The 17,289-nt window shown below is 70.7% G+C and carries 23 protein-coding genes; 12 read left to right on the top strand and 11 right to left on the bottom strand.

Annotated features, from left to right (window positions below; genetic code table 11):
* Positions 1 to 69 precede the first annotated feature (69 nt).
* From F1615_RS04810 to F1615_RS04795, 3 genes are all read left to right on the top strand, one after another.
* On the top strand, positions 70 to 249 hold the full coding sequence (locus F1615_RS04810) for a DUF6104 family protein (protein ID WP_018544467.1): 180 nt from the start codon (positions 70 to 72) through the stop codon (positions 247 to 249).
* 404 nt (positions 250 to 653) lie between these two features.
* Positions 654 to 1,526: a DUF4097 family beta strand repeat-containing protein gene (locus F1615_RS04800; protein WP_149547597.1), complete on the top strand. Its 873-nt coding sequence runs from the start codon at positions 654 to 656 to the stop codon at positions 1,524 to 1,526.
* A gap of 1 nt (position 1,527) precedes the next feature.
* A complete protein-coding gene (locus F1615_RS04795) occupies positions 1,528 to 2,565 on the top strand; it encodes a helix-turn-helix transcriptional regulator (RefSeq protein WP_149547596.1) in 1,038 nt (345 codons plus the stop codon).
* 7 nt (positions 2,566 to 2,572) lie between these two features.
* Here F1615_RS04795 and F1615_RS04790 read toward each other — a convergent pair whose 3' ends face one another.
* From F1615_RS04790 to F1615_RS04775, 4 genes are all read right to left on the bottom strand, one after another.
* Positions 2,573 to 3,139 (bottom strand): Clp protease N-terminal domain-containing protein, encoded by a 567-nt coding sequence (locus F1615_RS04790; protein WP_149547595.1) that lies wholly within the window; start codon positions 3,137 to 3,139, stop codon positions 2,573 to 2,575.
* Positions 3,139 to 3,348 carry an HTH domain-containing protein gene (locus tag F1615_RS04785; protein ID WP_030219802.1) on the bottom strand — a complete coding sequence of 70 codons (210 nt, stop codon included), beginning with the start codon at positions 3,346 to 3,348 and terminating at the stop codon, positions 3,139 to 3,141. The genes F1615_RS04790 and F1615_RS04785 overlap by 1 nt, the downstream gene beginning before the upstream one ends.
* A gap of 101 nt (positions 3,349 to 3,449) precedes the next feature.
* Positions 3,450 to 4,415: a zinc-binding dehydrogenase gene (locus tag F1615_RS04780; RefSeq protein WP_149547594.1), complete on the bottom strand. Its 966-nt coding sequence runs from the start codon at positions 4,413 to 4,415 to the stop codon at positions 3,450 to 3,452.
* Positions 4,416 to 4,589: 174 nt separating this feature from the next.
* Positions 4,590 to 5,828 carry an NAD(P)-dependent malic enzyme gene (locus tag F1615_RS04775; protein ID WP_149547593.1) on the bottom strand — a complete coding sequence of 413 codons (1,239 nt, stop codon included), beginning with the start codon at positions 5,826 to 5,828 and terminating at the stop codon, positions 4,590 to 4,592.
* Positions 5,829 to 6,408: 580 nt separating this feature from the next.
* Here F1615_RS04775 and F1615_RS04765 point away from each other — a divergent pair.
* From F1615_RS04765 to F1615_RS04755, 3 genes are read left to right on the top strand one after another with little or no spacing between them, the layout of a single operon-like run.
* The gene (locus F1615_RS04765; protein WP_149547592.1) at positions 6,409 to 7,368 is read left to right on the top strand and encodes an ABC transporter substrate-binding protein; all 960 of its coding nucleotides are present in this window, start codon (positions 6,409 to 6,411) and stop codon (positions 7,366 to 7,368) included.
* Positions 7,369 to 7,396: 28 nt separating this feature from the next.
* Entirely contained in the window at positions 7,397 to 8,326 is a 930-nt protein-coding gene (locus F1615_RS04760; protein ID WP_149547591.1) for an amino acid ABC transporter permease, read from the top strand.
* Between the two features lie 44 nt (positions 8,327 to 8,370).
* A complete protein-coding gene (locus F1615_RS04755) occupies positions 8,371 to 9,123 on the top strand; it encodes an amino acid ABC transporter ATP-binding protein (protein WP_149547760.1) in 753 nt (250 codons plus the stop codon).
* Positions 9,124 to 9,186: 63 nt separating this feature from the next.
* Here F1615_RS04755 and F1615_RS04750 read toward each other — a convergent pair whose 3' ends face one another.
* Positions 9,187 to 9,957: a class I SAM-dependent methyltransferase gene (locus F1615_RS04750; RefSeq protein ID WP_149547590.1), complete on the bottom strand. Its 771-nt coding sequence runs from the start codon at positions 9,955 to 9,957 to the stop codon at positions 9,187 to 9,189.
* 100 nt (positions 9,958 to 10,057) lie between these two features.
* On the opposite strand from F1615_RS04750, the gene F1615_RS04745 reads away from it, so the two are divergent.
* On the top strand, positions 10,058 to 10,708 hold the full coding sequence (locus F1615_RS04745; RefSeq protein ID WP_149547589.1) for a CGNR zinc finger domain-containing protein: 651 nt from the start codon (positions 10,058 to 10,060) through the stop codon (positions 10,706 to 10,708).
* Here F1615_RS04745 and sodX read toward each other — a convergent pair.
* Positions 10,591 to 11,025 carry a nickel-type superoxide dismutase maturation protease gene (gene sodX, locus F1615_RS04740; protein ID WP_149547588.1) on the bottom strand — a complete coding sequence of 145 codons (435 nt, stop codon included), beginning with the start codon at positions 11,023 to 11,025 and terminating at the stop codon, positions 10,591 to 10,593. The genes F1615_RS04745 and sodX overlap by 118 nt on opposite strands.
* 146 nt (positions 11,026 to 11,171) lie before the next feature.
* On the opposite strand from sodX, the gene sodN reads away from it, so the two are divergent.
* The 5 genes from sodN to F1615_RS04715 are packed head-to-tail and all read left to right on the top strand — an operon-like array spanning position 11,172 to position 13,621.
* Positions 11,172 to 11,567 carry a superoxide dismutase, Ni gene (sodN, locus tag F1615_RS04735; protein ID WP_004983535.1) on the top strand — a complete coding sequence of 132 codons (396 nt, stop codon included), beginning with the start codon at positions 11,172 to 11,174 and terminating at the stop codon, positions 11,565 to 11,567.
* Positions 11,568 to 11,573: 6 nt separating this feature from the next.
* Positions 11,574 to 11,954, top strand: a complete 381-nt coding sequence (locus F1615_RS35910; protein WP_208818251.1) for a hypothetical protein — start codon at positions 11,574 to 11,576, stop codon at positions 11,952 to 11,954.
* A gap of 42 nt (positions 11,955 to 11,996) precedes the next feature.
* Positions 11,997 to 12,419 (top strand): helix-turn-helix transcriptional regulator, encoded by a 423-nt coding sequence (locus F1615_RS04725; protein ID WP_149547587.1) that lies wholly within the window; start codon positions 11,997 to 11,999, stop codon positions 12,417 to 12,419.
* A gap of 9 nt (positions 12,420 to 12,428) precedes the next feature.
* Positions 12,429 to 12,857 carry a VOC family protein gene (locus tag F1615_RS04720; protein WP_149547586.1) on the top strand — a complete coding sequence of 143 codons (429 nt, stop codon included), beginning with the start codon at positions 12,429 to 12,431 and terminating at the stop codon, positions 12,855 to 12,857.
* Positions 12,854 to 13,621, top strand: coding sequence for a VOC family protein (locus F1615_RS04715; protein ID WP_149547585.1), 768 nt, complete (start codon positions 12,854 to 12,856; stop codon positions 13,619 to 13,621). Before F1615_RS04720 ends, F1615_RS04715 begins: the two co-directional genes overlap by 4 nt.
* Before the next feature lie 47 nt (positions 13,622 to 13,668).
* Here F1615_RS04715 and F1615_RS04710 read toward each other — a convergent pair whose 3' ends face one another.
* The 5 genes from F1615_RS04710 to F1615_RS04690 form a co-directional block, all read right to left on the bottom strand.
* The gene (locus tag F1615_RS04710) at positions 13,669 to 13,914 is read right to left on the bottom strand and encodes a hypothetical protein (RefSeq protein WP_149547584.1); all 246 of its coding nucleotides are present in this window, start codon (positions 13,912 to 13,914) and stop codon (positions 13,669 to 13,671) included.
* 26 nt (positions 13,915 to 13,940) lie between these two features.
* The gene (locus tag F1615_RS04705) at positions 13,941 to 14,525 is read right to left on the bottom strand and encodes a dihydrofolate reductase family protein (protein ID WP_149547583.1); all 585 of its coding nucleotides are present in this window, start codon (positions 14,523 to 14,525) and stop codon (positions 13,941 to 13,943) included.
* Positions 14,526 to 14,684: 159 nt separating this feature from the next.
* Entirely contained in the window at positions 14,685 to 15,125 is a 441-nt protein-coding gene (locus tag F1615_RS04700; RefSeq protein ID WP_149547582.1) for a hypothetical protein, read from the bottom strand.
* A gap of 3 nt (positions 15,126 to 15,128) precedes the next feature.
* On the bottom strand, positions 15,129 to 16,847 hold the full coding sequence (gene ctaD / locus F1615_RS04695) for a cytochrome c oxidase subunit I (RefSeq protein WP_149547581.1): 1,719 nt from the start codon (positions 16,845 to 16,847) through the stop codon (positions 15,129 to 15,131).
* Between the two features lie 117 nt (positions 16,848 to 16,964).
* Positions 16,965 to 17,213: a hypothetical protein gene (locus F1615_RS04690; RefSeq protein WP_149547580.1), complete on the bottom strand. Its 249-nt coding sequence runs from the start codon at positions 17,211 to 17,213 to the stop codon at positions 16,965 to 16,967.
* Positions 17,214 to 17,289: the final 76 nt, after the last annotated feature.

Below are 17,289 nucleotides of genomic sequence, written 5' to 3'. Positions count from 1 at the left end.
GTACGCACGGGCCGCGCCCCTCTCACGGGGGGTGCGGCCCGCCCGTTTTCCGGCACATATCCTTGTCTCATGTACTTCACGGACCGTGGCATCGAGGAACTGGAGAAGCGGCGCGGCGAGGAGGAGGTCTCCTTCGAGTGGCTGGCCGAGCAGCTGAGGACGTTCGTCGACCTCAACCCCGACTTCGAGGTCCCGGTGGAACGCCTGGCCACCTGGCTGGCCCGCCTGGACGACGAGGACGACGAGTAACCTCCCCCTCCGGCACCCACCCGCATCCGCACCGCTTTCGCATCCGCATCCGCATCCGCATCCGCATCGGCATCGGCATCGGCGGGCAGCGGTGCCGCGTCGACCGCGGGCAGTAGTCGCGTCGACCGCGGGCAATCGTGCCGCAGGGCGGCACGGTTGTGCGCGACGGCACCCCGCAGGCGCCGGGCTGCGCAAACGCCCCCCCGCCGCGCCCCCACACCGGCTCAGCCCGACAGCGCAGGCGAGGCTGCCGCGCCGCCCGCCGCCGCGCTGCCCGGCAACGCCCACGACGGCCGATCACCAGAACGAGTGTCTTGACTTTCCCCTGCCGCGATATATCGTGAATCACGTAAGACGCGATATGGCGCGTCGTCGGGTACGTCCGCTCCCTGGAGGTCGTCACCATGTCCGAGTCGTCCGTCGCGGAGCCCACGAAGCTCACCTTCGACGCCCCCGTTCACGAGCTCCACGTGCGCATCGTCAACGGAACGGTGAACGTGGTGGGGACCGACGAGGGTTCCGCCCGCCTGGAGGTCTCCGAGATAGACGGCCCGCCCCTGGTGGTCACCCAGAGGGACGGCACCCTCACGGTGGCCTACGACGACCTGCCCTGGAAGGGCTTCCTCAAGTGGCTGGACCGCAAGGGCTGGCGCCGCAGCGCGGTGGTCTCCCTGGCCGTCCCGGCACGGACCCGGGTGGAGGTCGGCGTGGTCGGCGCCGGCGCCGTGGTCTCCGGCATCCGGGGCCCCGCCGCGGTGAAGGGCGTCGCGGGTGACACGACCCTGGTCGCCCTCTCCGGCCCGGTCCGCGCGGACACCGTGTCGGGGAACGTGGAGGCCCAGTCCGTCACCGGCGACCTCCGCTTCGCCTCCGTCTCCGGCGACCTCACCGTCGTCGAGGGCTCGGGCTCCTCCGTGCGGGCGGACACGGTCAGCGGCTCCATGATCGTGGACCTCGATCCCGACGGCCCCACCGACGTCAGGCTCACCAGCGTCTCCGGCGAGATCGCCATCCGGCTGCCCTACCCGGCGGACGCCGAGGTCGAGGCCAACACCGCGAGCGGCGCCATCTCCAACGCCTTCGACGACCTCCGGGTGCGGGGCCAGTGGGGCGCCCACAAGCTCACCGGCCGTCTGGGCGCGGGCAGTGGCAAGCTGCGCGCCACCACCGTCTCCGGCTCCATCGCCCTGCTGCGCCGCCCGCCCGGTGAGGACGAGCCGGACCCGCGGGACGCCTCGGGAGACAACGCCGGTACGACCGACAAGAAGGTGCTCTGACATGCCCCCCGTCTTCGCCCACGGACGCCTCCGCCTCTACCTGCTGAAGCTGCTGGACGAGGCGCCGCGTCACGGCTACGAGGTGATCCGCCTCCTCGAGGAACGCTTCCAGGGGCTGTACGCGCCCTCCGCCGGCACGGTGTACCCCCGCCTGGCCAAGCTGGAGGCGGAGGGCCTGGTCACCCACACCACCGAGGGCGGCCGCAAGGTGTACGCCATCACGGACGCCGGCCGCGCCGAACTGGCCGACCGCAGCGGCGAACTGGCCGACCTGGAACTGGAGATCCGGGAGTCGGTCGCCGAACTGGCCGCCGAGATCCGGGCCGACGTCAGCGGCGCGGCGGGGGACCTGCGCCGGGAGATGCGGGCCGCGGCCGGCAAGGCCCGCCAGTCCCGCGGCAACGGCGCGTCCACCGAGGACGAGGGCCTGCTCGGCGACTTCACGGTCTTCGGCGACAACGACGCCTGGCGCGCCGCCAAGGAGGAGATGCGCCGCGCGAAGCAGGAGTGGAAGGAACAGGCCCGGCGCGCCAAGGACGAGAGCCGGCGCTCCCGTGAGGAGGCCCAGCGCGCCCGCCGCCAGGCCAAGGAGGCCCAGGACAGGGCGCAGGAGGAGGTGCAGCGCATCATGCGCCAGGTCCAGGAACAGGTCCAGGACCACTTCGCCCGCGGCGACTGGCCGACGGGACTGCGCGAGGGCCTGGGCGAACTGGCCAAGGGGATGGGTGAGTTCGGCAAGGACTTCGCCTTCGGCCGCACCGGCACGGGATCGGCCGGCAGGGCCTCCGAGCCGTCGTACTCCCAAACCCCCGAGGACTTCCCCGCCGACTACACCCCGGCGTGGGCGCACGAGGACGCCTCGGACTCCACCGGTGATCCGGCCCGCGATCTGGACCGACTGCTGGACCGCTTCCGGGACGACATCCGGGACGCGGCCCGCGACCACGGCGTCACCGCGGACCAGCTCCGCGACGCCCGGCGCCATCTGTCCGCGGCGGCGGCGAACATCGGGGCGATACTGCGCACCCCGAAGCCCTGAGCCGCCGTCAGCCCGCCTTGGCCTCGCCGCCGCTCCCGGGGAGCACCCGGGTCACGGACTCGTACGTCACCCCGTGGTCGGCGAGGACCTCGGCGGGGACGCCGGGGCGTGCGGTGAGGGCGAGCAGGATGTGCTCGTCGCCGATGCGCCGGTCCCGCCGGGCGGTGGCGGCGCGCAGGGCCCCGGTCAGGATGTCCTTGGCTCCCGGCTCGAAGGGACGGTGTCCCGACCGCCGCCCGCCGCCCCGCCGATCGCCGGACAGGGCGCCGGCTCCGTGCACCTCCTCCACCCGGGCCACGATCTCCGGCACATCGATCCCCAGCCCGGCGAGGGCGTCGGTCTCGGCCTTCGTCAGCCCGCCGCGCCGCCGCGCCTGCTCCAGCGCGGCCCTCACCGGCTCACGCCGCCCGGCGAGCCCGAGGGCGCCCAGCACGAAGGAGGCCCGGCTGCCCTCCCGGTCGAGCAGGGCCAGCAGGATGTGCTCGGTGCCGACGCTGCGCGCGCCGGCCTGTTCCGCGTGTGCGACCGCGCCCTTGACCACGTCCCGGGCGTCCTTGGTGAACCGCTCGAACATCAATGCCTCCCGTACTTCTTGTGCACGGCCTGCCTGCTGACCCCGAGCTCGGTGGCGATCTCTTGCCACGACCAGCCCTGATGGCGCGCGTTGCGCACCTGCACGGTCTCCAACTGCTCGAGCAGCCTGCGCAGCGCGGCGACGGCCCGCAGGCCGACGCGTGGATCGCGGTCGCCCGCCCGCTCGGCGAGGTCGGTTGCCTCAGTCATGATGTCAACTTACGTTGACACCGACCGGGTCGTCAACCCTGGTTGACGCAGCGACGGCCGGCCCGGAAACCCGGACCGGCCGTCGGCGGGAACTCCGCTCCTCAGGGACCGGTGAGCACGATCTTCCCGAACTGCACCCCGGACTCCATCCGCTCGAAGCCCTCCCGCGCCCGGTCCATGGGCAGCACCTCGTCGATGACGGGACGTACGCCCGTGGCGGCACAGAAGGAGAGCAGGTCCTCCAGCTCGTCCTTGGTCCCCATCGTCGACCCGACGATCCTGAGCTCCAGGAAGAAGACCCGGGTCAGCTCGGCGTGCGAGGGCCGGTCACCGCTGGTGGCCCCGGAGATGACCACCGTGCCGCCGGGGCGCAGCGACTTCACCGAGTGGGACCAGGTGGCGGCCCCCACGGTCTCGATCACCGCGTCGACGCGCTGCGGCAGCCGCGCACCGGGCTCCACCGCCTCCACCGCGCCGAGCTCCAGCGCCCGCTTGCGCTTGGCCTCGTCCCGGCTGGTGGCGAAGACCCGCAGCCCGGCGGCCCTGCCGAGCACGATGGCGGCGGTCGCGACGCCGCCCCCGGCCCCCTGGACCAGCACGGAGTCACCGGGCCGCACCCCGGCGTTGGTGAACAGCATCCGGTACGCCGTCAGCCAGGCGGTCGGCAGACAGGCGGCCTCCTCGAAGGAGAGCTCCTTCGGCTTGGGCAGGATGTTCCAGGTGGGCACGGACACCTGCTCGGCGAAGGTGCCCTGGTAGCGCTCGGTCAGGATGGACCGGGGCTCCCCGGGCCCCACCCCGTGACCGCTCTGTCCGATCACGGAGTGCAGGACGACCTCGTTGCCGTCCGCGTCGACACCGGCGGCGTCGCAGCCGAGGATCATCGGCAGCTTGTCCTCCGCGAGGCCGACGCCCCGCAGGGACCAGAGGTCATGGTGGTTGAGGGAGGCGGCCTTGACCGTGACGGTGCTCCAGCCGGGCCGGGTCTCGGGAGCGGGACGCTCCCCCAACTCCAGACCGTTCAGCGGCTGGTCGCGGTCGATTCGGGCGGCGTAGACAGCGAACATGACCTTGACGATAGGTTCCCCGCCCCGTCGGGGGAACCAGGGCCCGCTGTGAGACACGCCCTCTTGCCACGCGCCCTCCGGCCGCACGCGGCATTCGCCACCCGTACGGCCCAGCCCCCGGCGAAGAAAAGTGGCCCCGTCCGCACAGGGACGGGGCCAACGGTGAAGCACGCCTCAGCGGCGGGCGACACCCTCCGCCCGGGCGGCCGCGGCCACGGCCGCCGTCACCGCGGGGGCGACCCGCTCGTCGAACGGGGACGGGATGACGTAGTCGGCGGCGAGATCGTCACCGACCACCGAGGCCAGCGCCTCGGCCGCCGCCAGCTTCATCCCCTCGGTGATCCGCGAGGCCCGCACCTGGAGGGCACCCGCGAAGATCCCGGGGAACGCCAGCACGTTGTTGATCTGGTTCGGGAAGTCCGACCGCCCGGTGGCCACGACCGCCGCGTACTTGTGCGCGACCTCCGGGTGCACCTCCGGATCGGGGTTGGCCATGGCGAAGACGAACGCGCCCTCGGCCATCGACGCCACCGCCGACTCCGGCACCGTGCCGCCGGAGACACCGATGAACACATCGGCCCCGGCCAGCGCCGACTCCAGCGTTCCGGAGAGACCGGCCTTGTTCGTGAACGACGCCAGCTCCGCCTTGATCGGCGTGAGGTCCTGGCGGTCGCGCGACACGACGCCCTTGCGGTCGGCCACGGCCACGTCGCCGATGCCGGCCTCGACCAGCATCTTGGCGATCGCGACACCCGCGGCTCCGGCGCCCGAGATCACGGCCCGCAGCTCGCCCAGCGTGCGTCCGCTCAGCCGCGCCGCGTTGCGCAGCGCCGCCAGCGACACGACCGCCGTGCCGTGCTGGTCGTCGTGGAAGACCGGGATGTCCAGCCGTTCCTGCAGCCGCCGCTCGATCTCGAAGCACCGGGGTGCCGAGATGTCCTCCAGGTTCACGCCGCCGAAGGACGGGGCGAGCCGGACCACGGTCTCGACGATCTCGTCGACGTCGGTGCAGGCCAGAGCGATCGGGACGGCGTCCACGCCGCCGAACTGCTTGAAGAGGATGGCCTTGCCCTCCATCACGGGGAGGGAGGCCTCGGGCCCGATGTCGCCGAGCCCGAGCACGGCCGTACCGTCCGTCACGACGGCGACGACCTGGGATTTCCACGTGTAGTCGTGGACGAGGTCCGGCTGCTCGGCGATCGCGCTGCACACCTTCGCGACGCCGGGCGTGTAAGCCAGGGACAGATCGTCCTTGTCGCGGACCGGCACGGTGGCCTGCACAGCCATCTTGCCGCCGCGGTGCAGCGCGAATGCCGGGTCGAAGGAATCCAGGGGCTCTGCCCCGCTCTCCGGTTCCTTGTGACCGTTCCGGCTTTCGCTGTCGCTGCGAGGATTGACAATCTCCGCTGCCACTTGGTTTTACCCCTTAAGTGTTCATGGTTTGAGGGTTGCCACTCCTGGTGAGGGGTGGGCGGGACCGCGCAAGGCCCGGAGGGTTGATGCGTACGGGCCAAACACGACGGGCGCGCCGCACACGCGCCCTGAGCCCCGGATGAGGGGTGTAAAGAACCTTCTTACCGGACGGACGCCGTCGGCGACGAGTCCATAACGCGAAGGTCACATGCCGACACCCTGAACCATCGCCCGATATCAGGACAAGACCTGGGCGAACTCCCAGCAAGCCCACAATCCCACCAAAGGTCACGGTGGCCACGTCCATATCACGGGCGCCACCGAAGATCTTCCCGCCGGAATGGAGGATTCCCGCAGAGTGTCCGGCCACGATGGAGCGGAATGGGCCGGTTCGAGCGCCACCCGTTATCCGATTTTGACATCGCCGCCCCCCTGACTGGCGCAGTCCGAATGGCAAGATGCGGTAATCACACGAGGTCGCGACACTCGAAGGCGTGTGCTCTCGTCGACCCGCGGCGATGCCGCTCAGGCAGTCGCCGGCCCCATCGGCAACTCCACCCATCCGCCGGAGGAACCCACCATGACCGCAAGCACCACCCGTCGTACCACCGCCGCGCGCTCACGGATTGCAGCGGTCGGCGCGATCGCGGTCGCAGGCGCACTGATTCTCACCGGCTGCGGTGACCAGACGGACAAGAGCGGCGACAGCGACACCGCCGGCACGTCCAGCGCCCCGCTCGCCGACAAGCTCCCGGCCGACGTCCGCAAGGCGGGCGTCATCAAGGTGGGCTCCGACATCGCGTACCCGCCGGTCGAGTTCATGAAGGACGGCAAGGCCGTCGGCATCGACCCCGACATCGCGGAAGCCCTCGGCAAGCAGCTCGGTGTGAAGTTCGACTTCCAGAACGGCAAGTTCGACCAGCTCATCGTCGGTCTGCAGTCCAAGCGCTTCAACGTCATCATGTCCGCGATGAACGACACCAAGGACCGCCAGAACGGCATCGACTCCGACACCGGCAAGAAGGCCGGCGACGGCATCGACTTCGTCGACTACTTCACCGCCGGTACGTCGATCCTCGTCCAGAAGGGCAACCCCAAGGGCATCAAGTCCCTGGACGACCTGTGCGGCCAGGTCGTGGCGCTGCAGCGCGGCACCACCTCCGAGGGCATCGCCAACGCCCAGAACAAGAAGTGCACCGACGACGGCAAGCCGGCCATCAAGCTCCAGACCTACGACACCGACCCCGAGGCGCTGCTCCGTCTGAAGCAGGGCGCGTCCGTCGCCGACCTCAACGACTTCCCGGTCGCCGCCTACAACGCCAAGACGTCGGGTGGCGGCAAGGACTTCGAGGTCGTCGGCGAGCAGATCGAGGCCGGCCCGTACGGCATCGGCGTCAGCAAGGACCAGACCCAGCTGCGGGACGCCCTCCAGGCGGCCATGAACGCCATCATCGAGAACGGCGAGTACACGAAGATCCTCGAGAAGTGGAACGTCACGGACGGCGCGGTGACCGAGGCGAAGATCAACGGCGGTTCCTGAACCTCGGCGACACTGAAGGGCAGTCACTGTGACGGACACGGTTGACAAGGCTCCGGCGCCATCGGTGCCGCCGGAGCAGATCAAGGCGATCCCGGTGCGCCACTACGGCCGCTGGGTGGCCGGTGCGGTGGTCATCGCCATCCTGGTGCTGATCGGGATCGCCTTCTCCAACGCGAACATCAACTACGCCATCATCCCCGACTACCTCACGGACGGAACCATTCTGTCCGGCGCCTGGCACACGCTGTACATCTCCGTGCTCGCCATGGTGCTCGGTCTCGTCCTGGGCGTGATCCTCGCGGTCATGCGGATGTCGGCGAACCCGGTCACCAGCGCGGTGGCCTACTTCTACGTCTGGTTCTTCCGCGGCACGCCGGTCCTGGTCCAGCTGCTCATCTGGTACAACATCGCGCTCGTGTTCCCCACCCTCAACCTGGGGTTCTACAAGGACGAGATGAACCAGGTGATGACGCCGTTCCTGGCGGCACTGCTGGGGCTCGGCCTGAACGAGGCCGCGTACATGTCCGAGATCGTCCGCGCGGGCATCCAGTCCGTCGACGAAGGACAGACGGAGGCCTCGCACGCGCTGGGCATGACCCGGGCCAAGACGCTGCGCCGGGTGGTCCTCCCGCAGGCGATGCGGGTGATCGTGCCGCCGACGGGCAACGAGTACATCAACATGCTCAAGACCTCGTCGCTCGCCTACGTGGTGCAGTTCAGTGAACTCATCAAACGGTCCACGGACATCTCCAGCACGTCGCTGGCGGTGGTCGAGATGTACTTCGTGGCGTCGATCTGGTACCTGGCCCTCACCAGCGTCTTCAGCGTCGGCCAGTACTACCTGGAACGCCGCTACGCCCGCGGCGCCACGCGCAGTCTGCCGCCGACGCCATGGCAGCGCCTGAAGAAGAACCTCCGCCTGTTCAACTCGTTCGGCCGCCCGGAGGTGACCCGGTGAGCAAGCTCAGCAAGGACGTCGTGAGCGGCGCGAGCAGTCACCCGATGGTCAAGTCGGAGGGCGTGCACAAGTCCTTCGGCCTCGCGCACATCCTCAAGGGCATCGACCTGGAGGTGAACGCGCGGGAGGTGTTCTGCCTGATCGGCCCGTCCGGTTCCGGCAAGTCCACCTTCCTGCGGTGCATCAACCACCTGGAGAAGATCAGCGCCGGCCGGCTGTCCGTCGACGGCGAACTGGTCGGCTACCGGCAGAAGGGCGACAAGCTCTACGAGCTGAAGGAGAAGGAGGTCGCGGCGCAGCGACGGGACATCGGCATGGTGTTCCAGCGCTTCAACCTCTTCCCCCACATGACGGCGCTGGAGAACGTCATGGAGGCTCCGGTCCAGGTCAAGCGGGAGACCAGGGCCGTGGCCCGGGAGCGCGCGGAGCGGCTGCTGGACCGGGTCGGTCTCGGCGACCGCAGGGGTCACTACCCCGCCCAGCTCTCCGGAGGTCAGCAGCAGCGCGTCGCCATCGCCCGTGCGCTGGCGATGCAGCCCAAGCTGATGCTCTTCGACGAGCCGACGTCGGCCCTCGACCCGGAGCTCGTCGGCGAGGTCCTCGACGTCATGCGCGACCTCGCCGAGGACGGCATGACGATGATCGTCGTCACCCACGAGATGGGCTTCGCCCGGGAGGTGGGCGACTCGCTGGTGTTCATGGACGACGGCGTGGTCGTCGAGTCCGGGCACCCGCGCGAGGTGCTGACCAACCCGCAGCACGACCGCACCAAGTCGTTCCTTTCCAAGGTGCTCTGACCGCGGCCCCGGCACACGGCGGAGGGGCGGTACGGATTGTCCGTACCGCCCCTCGCCCGTGTGCTACTTCAGCGCCAGCAGCAGGGTGTCCGAGGGCGAGCACCAGACCGGCCGTGCCTCGCCGAACCCCTTCTCGCGCAGCACGCGCGCGTGCCAGGCCGCCGACGGCGTGTCGCCCTCGGCGTGCTCGCCGTAGATCTCGAACCGGCGGGCCGCCGGTCCCGCGAGGACCGGGTCCTCGGCGGCGAGCCGCCACCACTCGGCCCAGTCGAGGGCGCCGTCCGCCTTGGCCTGATCCATGCGGGCGTGCCGCTGGGCGCGTTCGGCCGCGTTGATCCGGGGCGTCGTGTCGTCGATCATGTGGTCCGCGTTCATGAAGACACCGCCGTCGCGGACCAGCCCCGCGATGTGCCCGTAGAGGTCGGCGAGGGGTTCCCGGTGCAGCCAGTGCAGGGCCGTCGCGGTCAGGACGGCGTCGTAGGTGTCGTACGGCAGTGCCGCCGGCCACTCGGGATCCTTGAGGTCGGCCGTCACGAAGGTGACCCGCCCGTCCCCCGCGAAGGTGCCTTCGGCGATGGCGAGCAGCGCCGGGTCCAGGTCGACGCCGGTGCTGGTGGCGTCCGGGAACCGGGCGAGCAGCCGGGCGGTGATGCTGCCCGTGCCGCAGGCGAGGTCCAGCACGCGCGGGGCCGTGCCGACGAGGGCCTCGACCATGTCGAGCATGACCCGGAACCGCTCCTCGCGGTCGGGCATGTACCACTCCTGCTGCCGGTCCCAGCTCTCCTGCCAGGCGTGCCAGTCGGCGGCGGCCGTGGTGGTGTGCGCGTCCGTCATCGAGCCCCTCCCTCGTCTCCGTCACGTAATACCCTTGCAGCACGACCGTCTATTACCCGACCGCACGCATGACCATAGAGCCCCTGCGTAAGGACTACAAGTGGAACTGGCCTATTACTCGGATTACGCCGTACGCCTCGTCAACACCGAGGAACCGGCCCGGGGGAAGGACACGCTCACCTCGGTCGAGGCCGTCCGCGACCTGTTCGGCGCGAACCAGTCGGCCGCCCGGCGCGCCACCGACGCCGATGTGACGCGGTTCCGCTCGGTCCGGGCCAGGCTCCGCTCGGTCTTCGACGCGGCGGACGGCGGCGACGAGACGCTCGCCGTCGACCTGCTGAACTCGCTGCTGCTGGAGTTCCCCGTCAGCCCCCAGATCTCCGGCCACGACTTCCGCGACGACGACGGCCGCCCGCTGTGGCACATGCACCTGGCCGACCACCCGTCCAACGCGACCGCCGGCTACGCCGCCATCGCCGCGATGGGGCTCGCCTTCCACCTCACCGAGTACGGCGTGGACCGGCTCGGCCTGTGCGAGGCGTCGCCCTGCCGCAACGCCTACCTGGACACCTCGACCAACCGCTCCCGCCGCTACTGCTCCGACCGCTGCGCCACCCGCGCCAACGTGGCCGCCTACCGCGCGCGCAAACGCCTGGAGGCCGACCGGCCGGAGAGCACGGGCCGCGCCGACGACAGCGCCCAGCCCACCACGGCCAGCGGCGACCGCCGCCCGGAGCCGCGCGGCCGGTAACGGAACCGGACCCGGCCCAGCACCAGCTCGTCGGGGACGACGCCGTAGTCGGTGCTGTCCCCACCGGCGTAGGCGTTGTCCCCCAGCACCCACCAGCCGCCGTCGCGCCGCTCGGCGGCCCGCTTGACGACCAGCAGGTCCTGCTGGAAGGGATGCCGCAGCACGATCACGTCACCGCGTTTGACCCGGGCGCCGTAGTGCACGAGGAGCCGGTCCCCGTGGTGCAGTGTGGGCACCATGGACGGCCCGGTCACCTCGGCCACCCCGAAGGGCAGCGGGACCCTCGCCCGCTCGGCGTCCTGCGACAGCTCCGGCATCTCCCGGCACCTCCCCGGTTCATCCTCCACCAGTCTCAGTCTCACCCCGGACTTTTGTCCTAAGCCCGTGGGGGCACCCGCGAAAAGCCGTCCGCCACGGAGTAATGTCCAGTGTGAGAAGACGATCACGAGGAAGGAAACGCTCCATGCTTTCCCGCCTGTTTGCCCCCAAGGTCAAGGTCAGCGCCCACTGCGACCTGCCCTGCGGCGTGTACGACCCGGCCCAGGCCCGCATCGAGGCGGAGTCGGTGAAGGCCGTCCAGGAGAAGATGGCCGGCAACGACGACCCGCACTTCCAGGCCCGCGCCACGGTCATCAAGGAGCAGCGCGCCGAGCTGGCGAAGCACCATGTCTCCGTGCTGTGGAGCGACTACTTCAAGCCTCCGCACTTCGAGAAGTACCCGGAGCTGCACCAGCTGGTCAACGACACGCTGAAGGCCCTGTCGGCCGCCAAGGCCTCGACGGACCCGGCCACCGGCCAGAAGGCGCTGGACTACATCGCCCAGATCGACAAGATCTTCTGGGAGACCAAGAAGGCCTGACCCTTAGTGCCTTCCGACCTGCGGTTCCTCACGACTCGCAGCGTCCCCCACCCGCACCCGGCCCCACGGCCCGCCACCCACGGCGTGTCCCACGGGCCGGGTGCGGTCACATGCGGCACCCCCTGGCGGAGGTCGCCGGAACTCGTCACCGCTCTGTGCGGGTTCCGCAGGGAGGACCGGGAGGGCCGCCGCGCGCTGGTGCGCGCCTTGGCGGAGGGTGAGCGTCCCACGGGAATCCCGCGGGAGGCCGCGGCGATCCTCACCCGGCACGCGCCGGTCGCCGCGGTGATGTCCGACTTCAACCGCGCGTTCCAGGACCGCAGCAGGCGGACCCCGTACCCGCTGGAGGAGTTACGCCGGCTCGGTGTCACAGCGGACGGACCCTGAGGATTCGGTGGGCGGCCGTGCCGGGCGTGGGATGCTGGGCGGATGGAGCTGGAGGATCTGGTGCGGCTGCGGCGGGCCCGGGACCGGATGGACCGGGAGTACGCCGAGCCGCTCGACGTCACGGAGCTCGCGCGGACCGCGCTGATGTCGCCCGGCCACTTCCAGCGCAGCTTCCGCGCGGCCTACGGGCAGACGCCGTACGCCTACCTCATGACCCGGCGCATCGAGCGCGCCAAGGCGCTGCTGCGGCGGGGCGACCTCACGGTGACGGAGGTGTGTCTGGCAGTCGGCTGCACCTCGCTCGGTTCGTTCAGTTCGCGCTTCACCGAGCTGGTCGGGGAGACGCCGAGCGCCTACCGCGCCCGGTCGCACGTGGAGAGCGCGGTGATCCCGCCGTGCGTGGCACGCACGTACACCCGTCCGGTCCGGGGCCGCACCCGGGTCGATCCGGGCGAAACCTTCTAGCGTGGGCGTATGGACACAGGAACAAACGTGAGACTCGCCCAGTGCTTCATCGCCGTCGACGATCACGACAAGGCGCTGGCCTTCTACCGTGACGTGCTGGGCCTCGAGGTCCGCAACGACGTGGGCTTCGAGGGGATGCGGTGGGTGACGGTCGCCTCGCCGGAGCAGCCGGACGTGGAGATCGTGCTGGAGCCGCCCGCCGCGAACCCGGACGCCTCCCCCGGTGACCGGCAGGCGATGGCGGAGCTGCTGGCCAAGGGCATGCTGCGCGGGGTCAACTTCACCACCACCGACTGCGACGCCCTCTTCGAGCGCGTCCGGGCCGCCGGTGCGGACGTGCTCCAGGAGCCGGTGGACCAGCCGTACGGGGTGCGTGACTGCGCGTTCCGCGACCCGGCGGGGAACATGCTGCGCTTCATGGAACGCCCCGCGCGGTGAGCGTCCGGTGGACGTACGCCTTCATCGACCGGCCCGCCGCCCTCGTCGACCGGGCCGGTGACTTCTGGACGGCCGTCACGGGGACCCGTCTGTCCGAACCGACCGGCGACCACGGGGAGTTCGCGACCCTGACGGCGGACGGGGCCGACGCCTGCGTGGGGATGCAGCGGATCGTCTCGGGCGCGGGCGGTGCGCACCTCGACTTCTCCGTGGACGACATCCCGGGTTTCGCCGCGGCGGCGGTGCGGCTGGGTGGGAGGACGGTGGCCGGGCGCGAAGGGCTGTCCGTGCTGCGGTCGCCCGCGGGGCAGCCGTTCTGCGCGGTGCGCTGGCACGGGGAGTCGGTCCGGCCGCCCATCGTGCACGGCAGCCGGCTGGACCAGGTGTGCATCAACGTTCCACCGTCCCTCTACGACGCCGAGGTCGCCTTCTGGAGCGGGCTGCTGGCCGGCTGGGACTCCGCGCCCGGCTCGCTGCCGGAGTTCCACGTGGTCGGGCCGCCGGCCGGGCTCCCCGTGCGCATCCTGCTCCAGCGGCTGGAGGAGGAACGGCCCGTCTCGGCCCATCCCGACCTGGCGTGCGCCGACATCAGGGCGTCCCGGGCACGGCACGAGGGCCTCGGGGCGGCGTTCGTGGCCGCGTTCGACCACTGGACGGTGATGCGGGACCCGACGGGCGGCATCTACTGTCTGACCGGCCGCGACCCGGAGACGGGCGGGGTGACGCGCCGGCCGGACGGGTCGGCGGTGACGAGGCAGCGGTGACCGCCCGCCGTCCTCGGCGTCCTGCGGTACCGCTCCGCGGCGCGCCGCTAGCGCGTCGTGGCGGCCTGGCCTCCGGCGTCCCCGCGTACCGAGGCGGACTCCGGAGCGCCGGTCCTCCCGGCAGCCCCCGGGGGCGCGGTGCCGGCCGCCCGGTCCGGGTACGTCTCGCACTCCGGGTTGCGGCACGGGCCGTGCACCCATACCGGGACCCACGCACCCAGCGTCTTGTGGCGCCGGACCACCGTCTCCACCGGCTGTCCGCAGGCGGGACAGACCGGTTGTTCGCTGCCCATGTCCTCAGGGTAGGTCCGGTGGCCGTTCAGCGCTTCCTGCTGTACGTCCGCACCATGATGCCGTTGCCGAGCGTGCGCACCGACTCCAGCGCGAACTCCGTGATGGAGAAGCCGGAGGCGAACATCGGCATGCCGGAGCCCTGGACGATGGGATACGTCTTGATGACCAGCTCGTCGATCTCGTCGACCAGCTCACCGGCGAGCTTGGACCCGCCGCACAGGTAGATGTCGTACGCGCTGTCCTCCGCCTTCAGCGCGCGCACCCGGCCGACCAGGTCGTCCGCGATGATCTCGACGTTCGGGTCGGGCGACTCCCCCAGCGTGCGGGAGGCGACGTATTCGCGCAGGTGGGCGTAGGGGCTGGTGATCCCCTCCTTGAGGGCCAGGTCGTAGCTGGCCCGGCCCTGGATGATCGTGTCGAACCGCTTGTTCGGCAGGTCGTCCATGCCGAGCGGGCGCCGGCCATGGGTGGGCAGTGTCTCCGGGTACTCCGTCCTGAAGAACTCGAGGAGCTCCTCGTCGACCAAGGAGACCATGGCCGACGCGTCGCCCTCCGGGTCACCGATGAAGCCGTCGATGGAGCAGGCGATGAAGTACGTGAGCTTTCGCAACGCGGTCTCTTCCCGTAGGCGGCACTCGTCGTGAACAACTCCAGTTGTAGTACTTCAAGCGTAGTGGTTGCAAGCGATTACCGGGACCGGGGTCGAAGTGGGGATCGAGGTTCCGGATGCTGCCGGTGCCTAGCCGCACGGACCCCCACCGCCCGGCCGCTATCCCGCGGGCAGCCCGCGGCCGGCGAGCGCGAGGACCAGGGCCGCGACCATGACGGGGACGACGGCCGCGGTGACCGCCACTCCACGAGGGTGCCGGGCGCCGGCGGGCAGGGGTGCGTGCGGCAACTGCGCCCACTGCCGGGCCGCCTCCCGCTGCTCACCGGCGCGCCGCACGGCGGCCCGGATCCGCAGGACGGCGGCGGCCGTGCCGCCCACGGCCGCCACGGCGCCCGGCATCCACCACGCCGTGGCCACCGTCAGCACCAGGGCGACCGCACCGAGCGTGGCCCAGCCGGTGAGACAGGCGATCGCCGCGGTACGGCGGGACAGCGGCCGGTCGGCCGCCCCTGCTCGCAGGTCGGCGAGGGCCGGCAGGTACCAGACACAGCCGGCGCCGGTCACCGCCGCGCACCCCAGGGCGAGAACGGGCTGCGGCACGGCTCACCTCTCCGTCTCGAGCGCCGCGATCTCCGGGTGGTGCAGATCGAACGCCGGGGACTCGCTGCGGATCTTCGGCAGGGTGAGGAAGTTGTGCCGCGGGGGCGGGCAGGAGGTGGCCCACTCCAGGGAACGGCCGTAGCCCCAGGGGTCGTCGACGCCGACGGGCTTGCCGTACTTGGCCGTCTTCCAGATGTTGTAGAAGAACGGCAGGAGCGACAGGCCGAGCAGGAACGACCCGATGGAGGACAGGGTGTTGAGGGCGGTGAAGCCGTCGGCCGCGAGGTAGTCGGCGTACCGGCGCGGCATGCCCTCGACCCCCAGCCAGTGCTGGACCAGGAAGGTCAGGTGGAAACCGACCGTCAGGGTCCAGAAGGTGATCTTGCCGAGCCGCTCGTCGAGCATCTTGCCGGTGAACTTGGGCCACCAGAAGTGGAAGCCGGCGAACATCGCGTACACCACCGTGCCGAAGACGGTGTAGTGGAAGTGCGCGACGACGAAGTACGTGTCGGAGACGTGGAAGTCCAGCGGGGGCGAGGCCAGGATGACGCCGGTCAGGCCGCCGAAGAGGAAGGTGGTCAGGAAGCCCAGCGTCCACAGCATCGGCGTCTCGAAACTCAGCGAGCCCTTCCACATGGTGCCGATCCAGTTGAAGAACTTCACGCCGGTCGGCACCGCGATCAGCATCGTCATGAAGGCGAAGAACGGCAGCAGCACACCGCCCGTGACGTACATGTGGTGCGCCCACACGGTCACCGAGAGGCCGGCGATCGCGATGGTCGCGCCGATCAGGCCCATGTAGCCGAACATCGGCTTGCGGGAGAAGACCGGGATCACCTCGGAGACGATGCCGAAGAACGGCAGCGCCAGGATGTACACCTCGGGATGGCCGAAGAACCAGAACAGGTGCTGCCAGAGCAGCGCACCGCCGTTGGCCGAGTCGAAGATGTGGCTGCCGAACTTGCGGTCGCACTCCAGCGCGAACAGCGCCGCCGCCAGCACCGGGAACACGATCAGCACGAGCAGCGCCGTGAGCAGCACGTTCCAGGTGAAGATCGGCATGCGGAACATCGTCATACCGGGTGCCCGCATGCAGATGATGGTGGTGATGAAGTTGACCGCGCCCAGGATCGAGCCGAAGCCGGACAGGGCAACGCCCATGATCCACAGGTCGGCGCCGATGCCCGGTGAGTAGACCTCGTTGGACAGCGGCGCGTACAGGAACCAGCCGAAGTCGGCGGCGCCGCCCGGGGTGAGGAAGCCGGCGGCCGCGATCGAGGAGCCGAACAGGAACAGCCAGAAGGCCAGCATGTTCAGCCGCGGGAAGGCCACGTCGGGCGCGCCGATCTGCAGCGGCATGATCCAGTTCGCGAAGCCGGTGAACAGCGGCATCGCGAACATCAGCAGCATGATCGAGCCGTGCATCGTGAACGCCTGGTTGAACTGCTCGTTCGACATGATCTGCAGACCCGGCCTGGCCAGTTCCGCGCGCATCATCAGCGCCATGACCCCGCCGACGACGAAGAACACGAACGCGCTGACCAGGTACAGCGTGCCGATCTTCTTGTGGTCGGTGGTCGTCAGCCAGTCCACCCACGCGGCCCTGCGCACCGCCGGCGCCTCCGCGACGGTTCCCTCGCGAGTCGTGACCGCCGCGTGCGGCACCGGATCCGTCCGGTCGTCCGCCGCGGTTCTCACGTGCTCCATGCGTATCTCATCCACCGGATGTCTTCCTCCCAGCTGTTTCGCGCGCCCCATGATCGGCGGCTGGGAGAGAGGTCCGCATGGGTCGAAGGGTCCCTGTGAGGAGCCCCGGGCAGGGACCAATGGTCCCGGCGTTCAGCCCTCCGCGCCGGTGGCCGGCACCGCTTCCCGCGCGGCGCCCGCGGGCCACACGGCCTCCACGGGGACGCCTCGCGCGCGGGCGCAGGTGACCAGGTGGGCGGTGGCGTCGCGGCCGTCGGAGGGGGAGCCGTCCCAGACGGCCGGCGCGGACTCCACCAGCACCGGCGTGTCCGGGCTCAGGTCGGCGTGGCCCACCACCGCGATGTCCCCGCCCGCCCTGCCGTCGTCGCCCGCCGCACCCATCGCGCTCCCGCCGCCTCGTCGTCCGGCGCGCCCGCCGGACCCCCTCGGGACGGCCGGCGGGCGCCACCCGCGAGCC

This window comes from Streptomyces marokkonensis (assembly GCF_008312835.1).
Lineage (GTDB): Bacteria > Actinomycetota > Actinomycetes > Streptomycetales > Streptomycetaceae > Streptomyces > Streptomyces marokkonensis_A.
The sequence above is the reverse complement of the archived record's forward strand: the minus strand, read 5'-3'. Positions and strand labels throughout refer to the sequence as shown.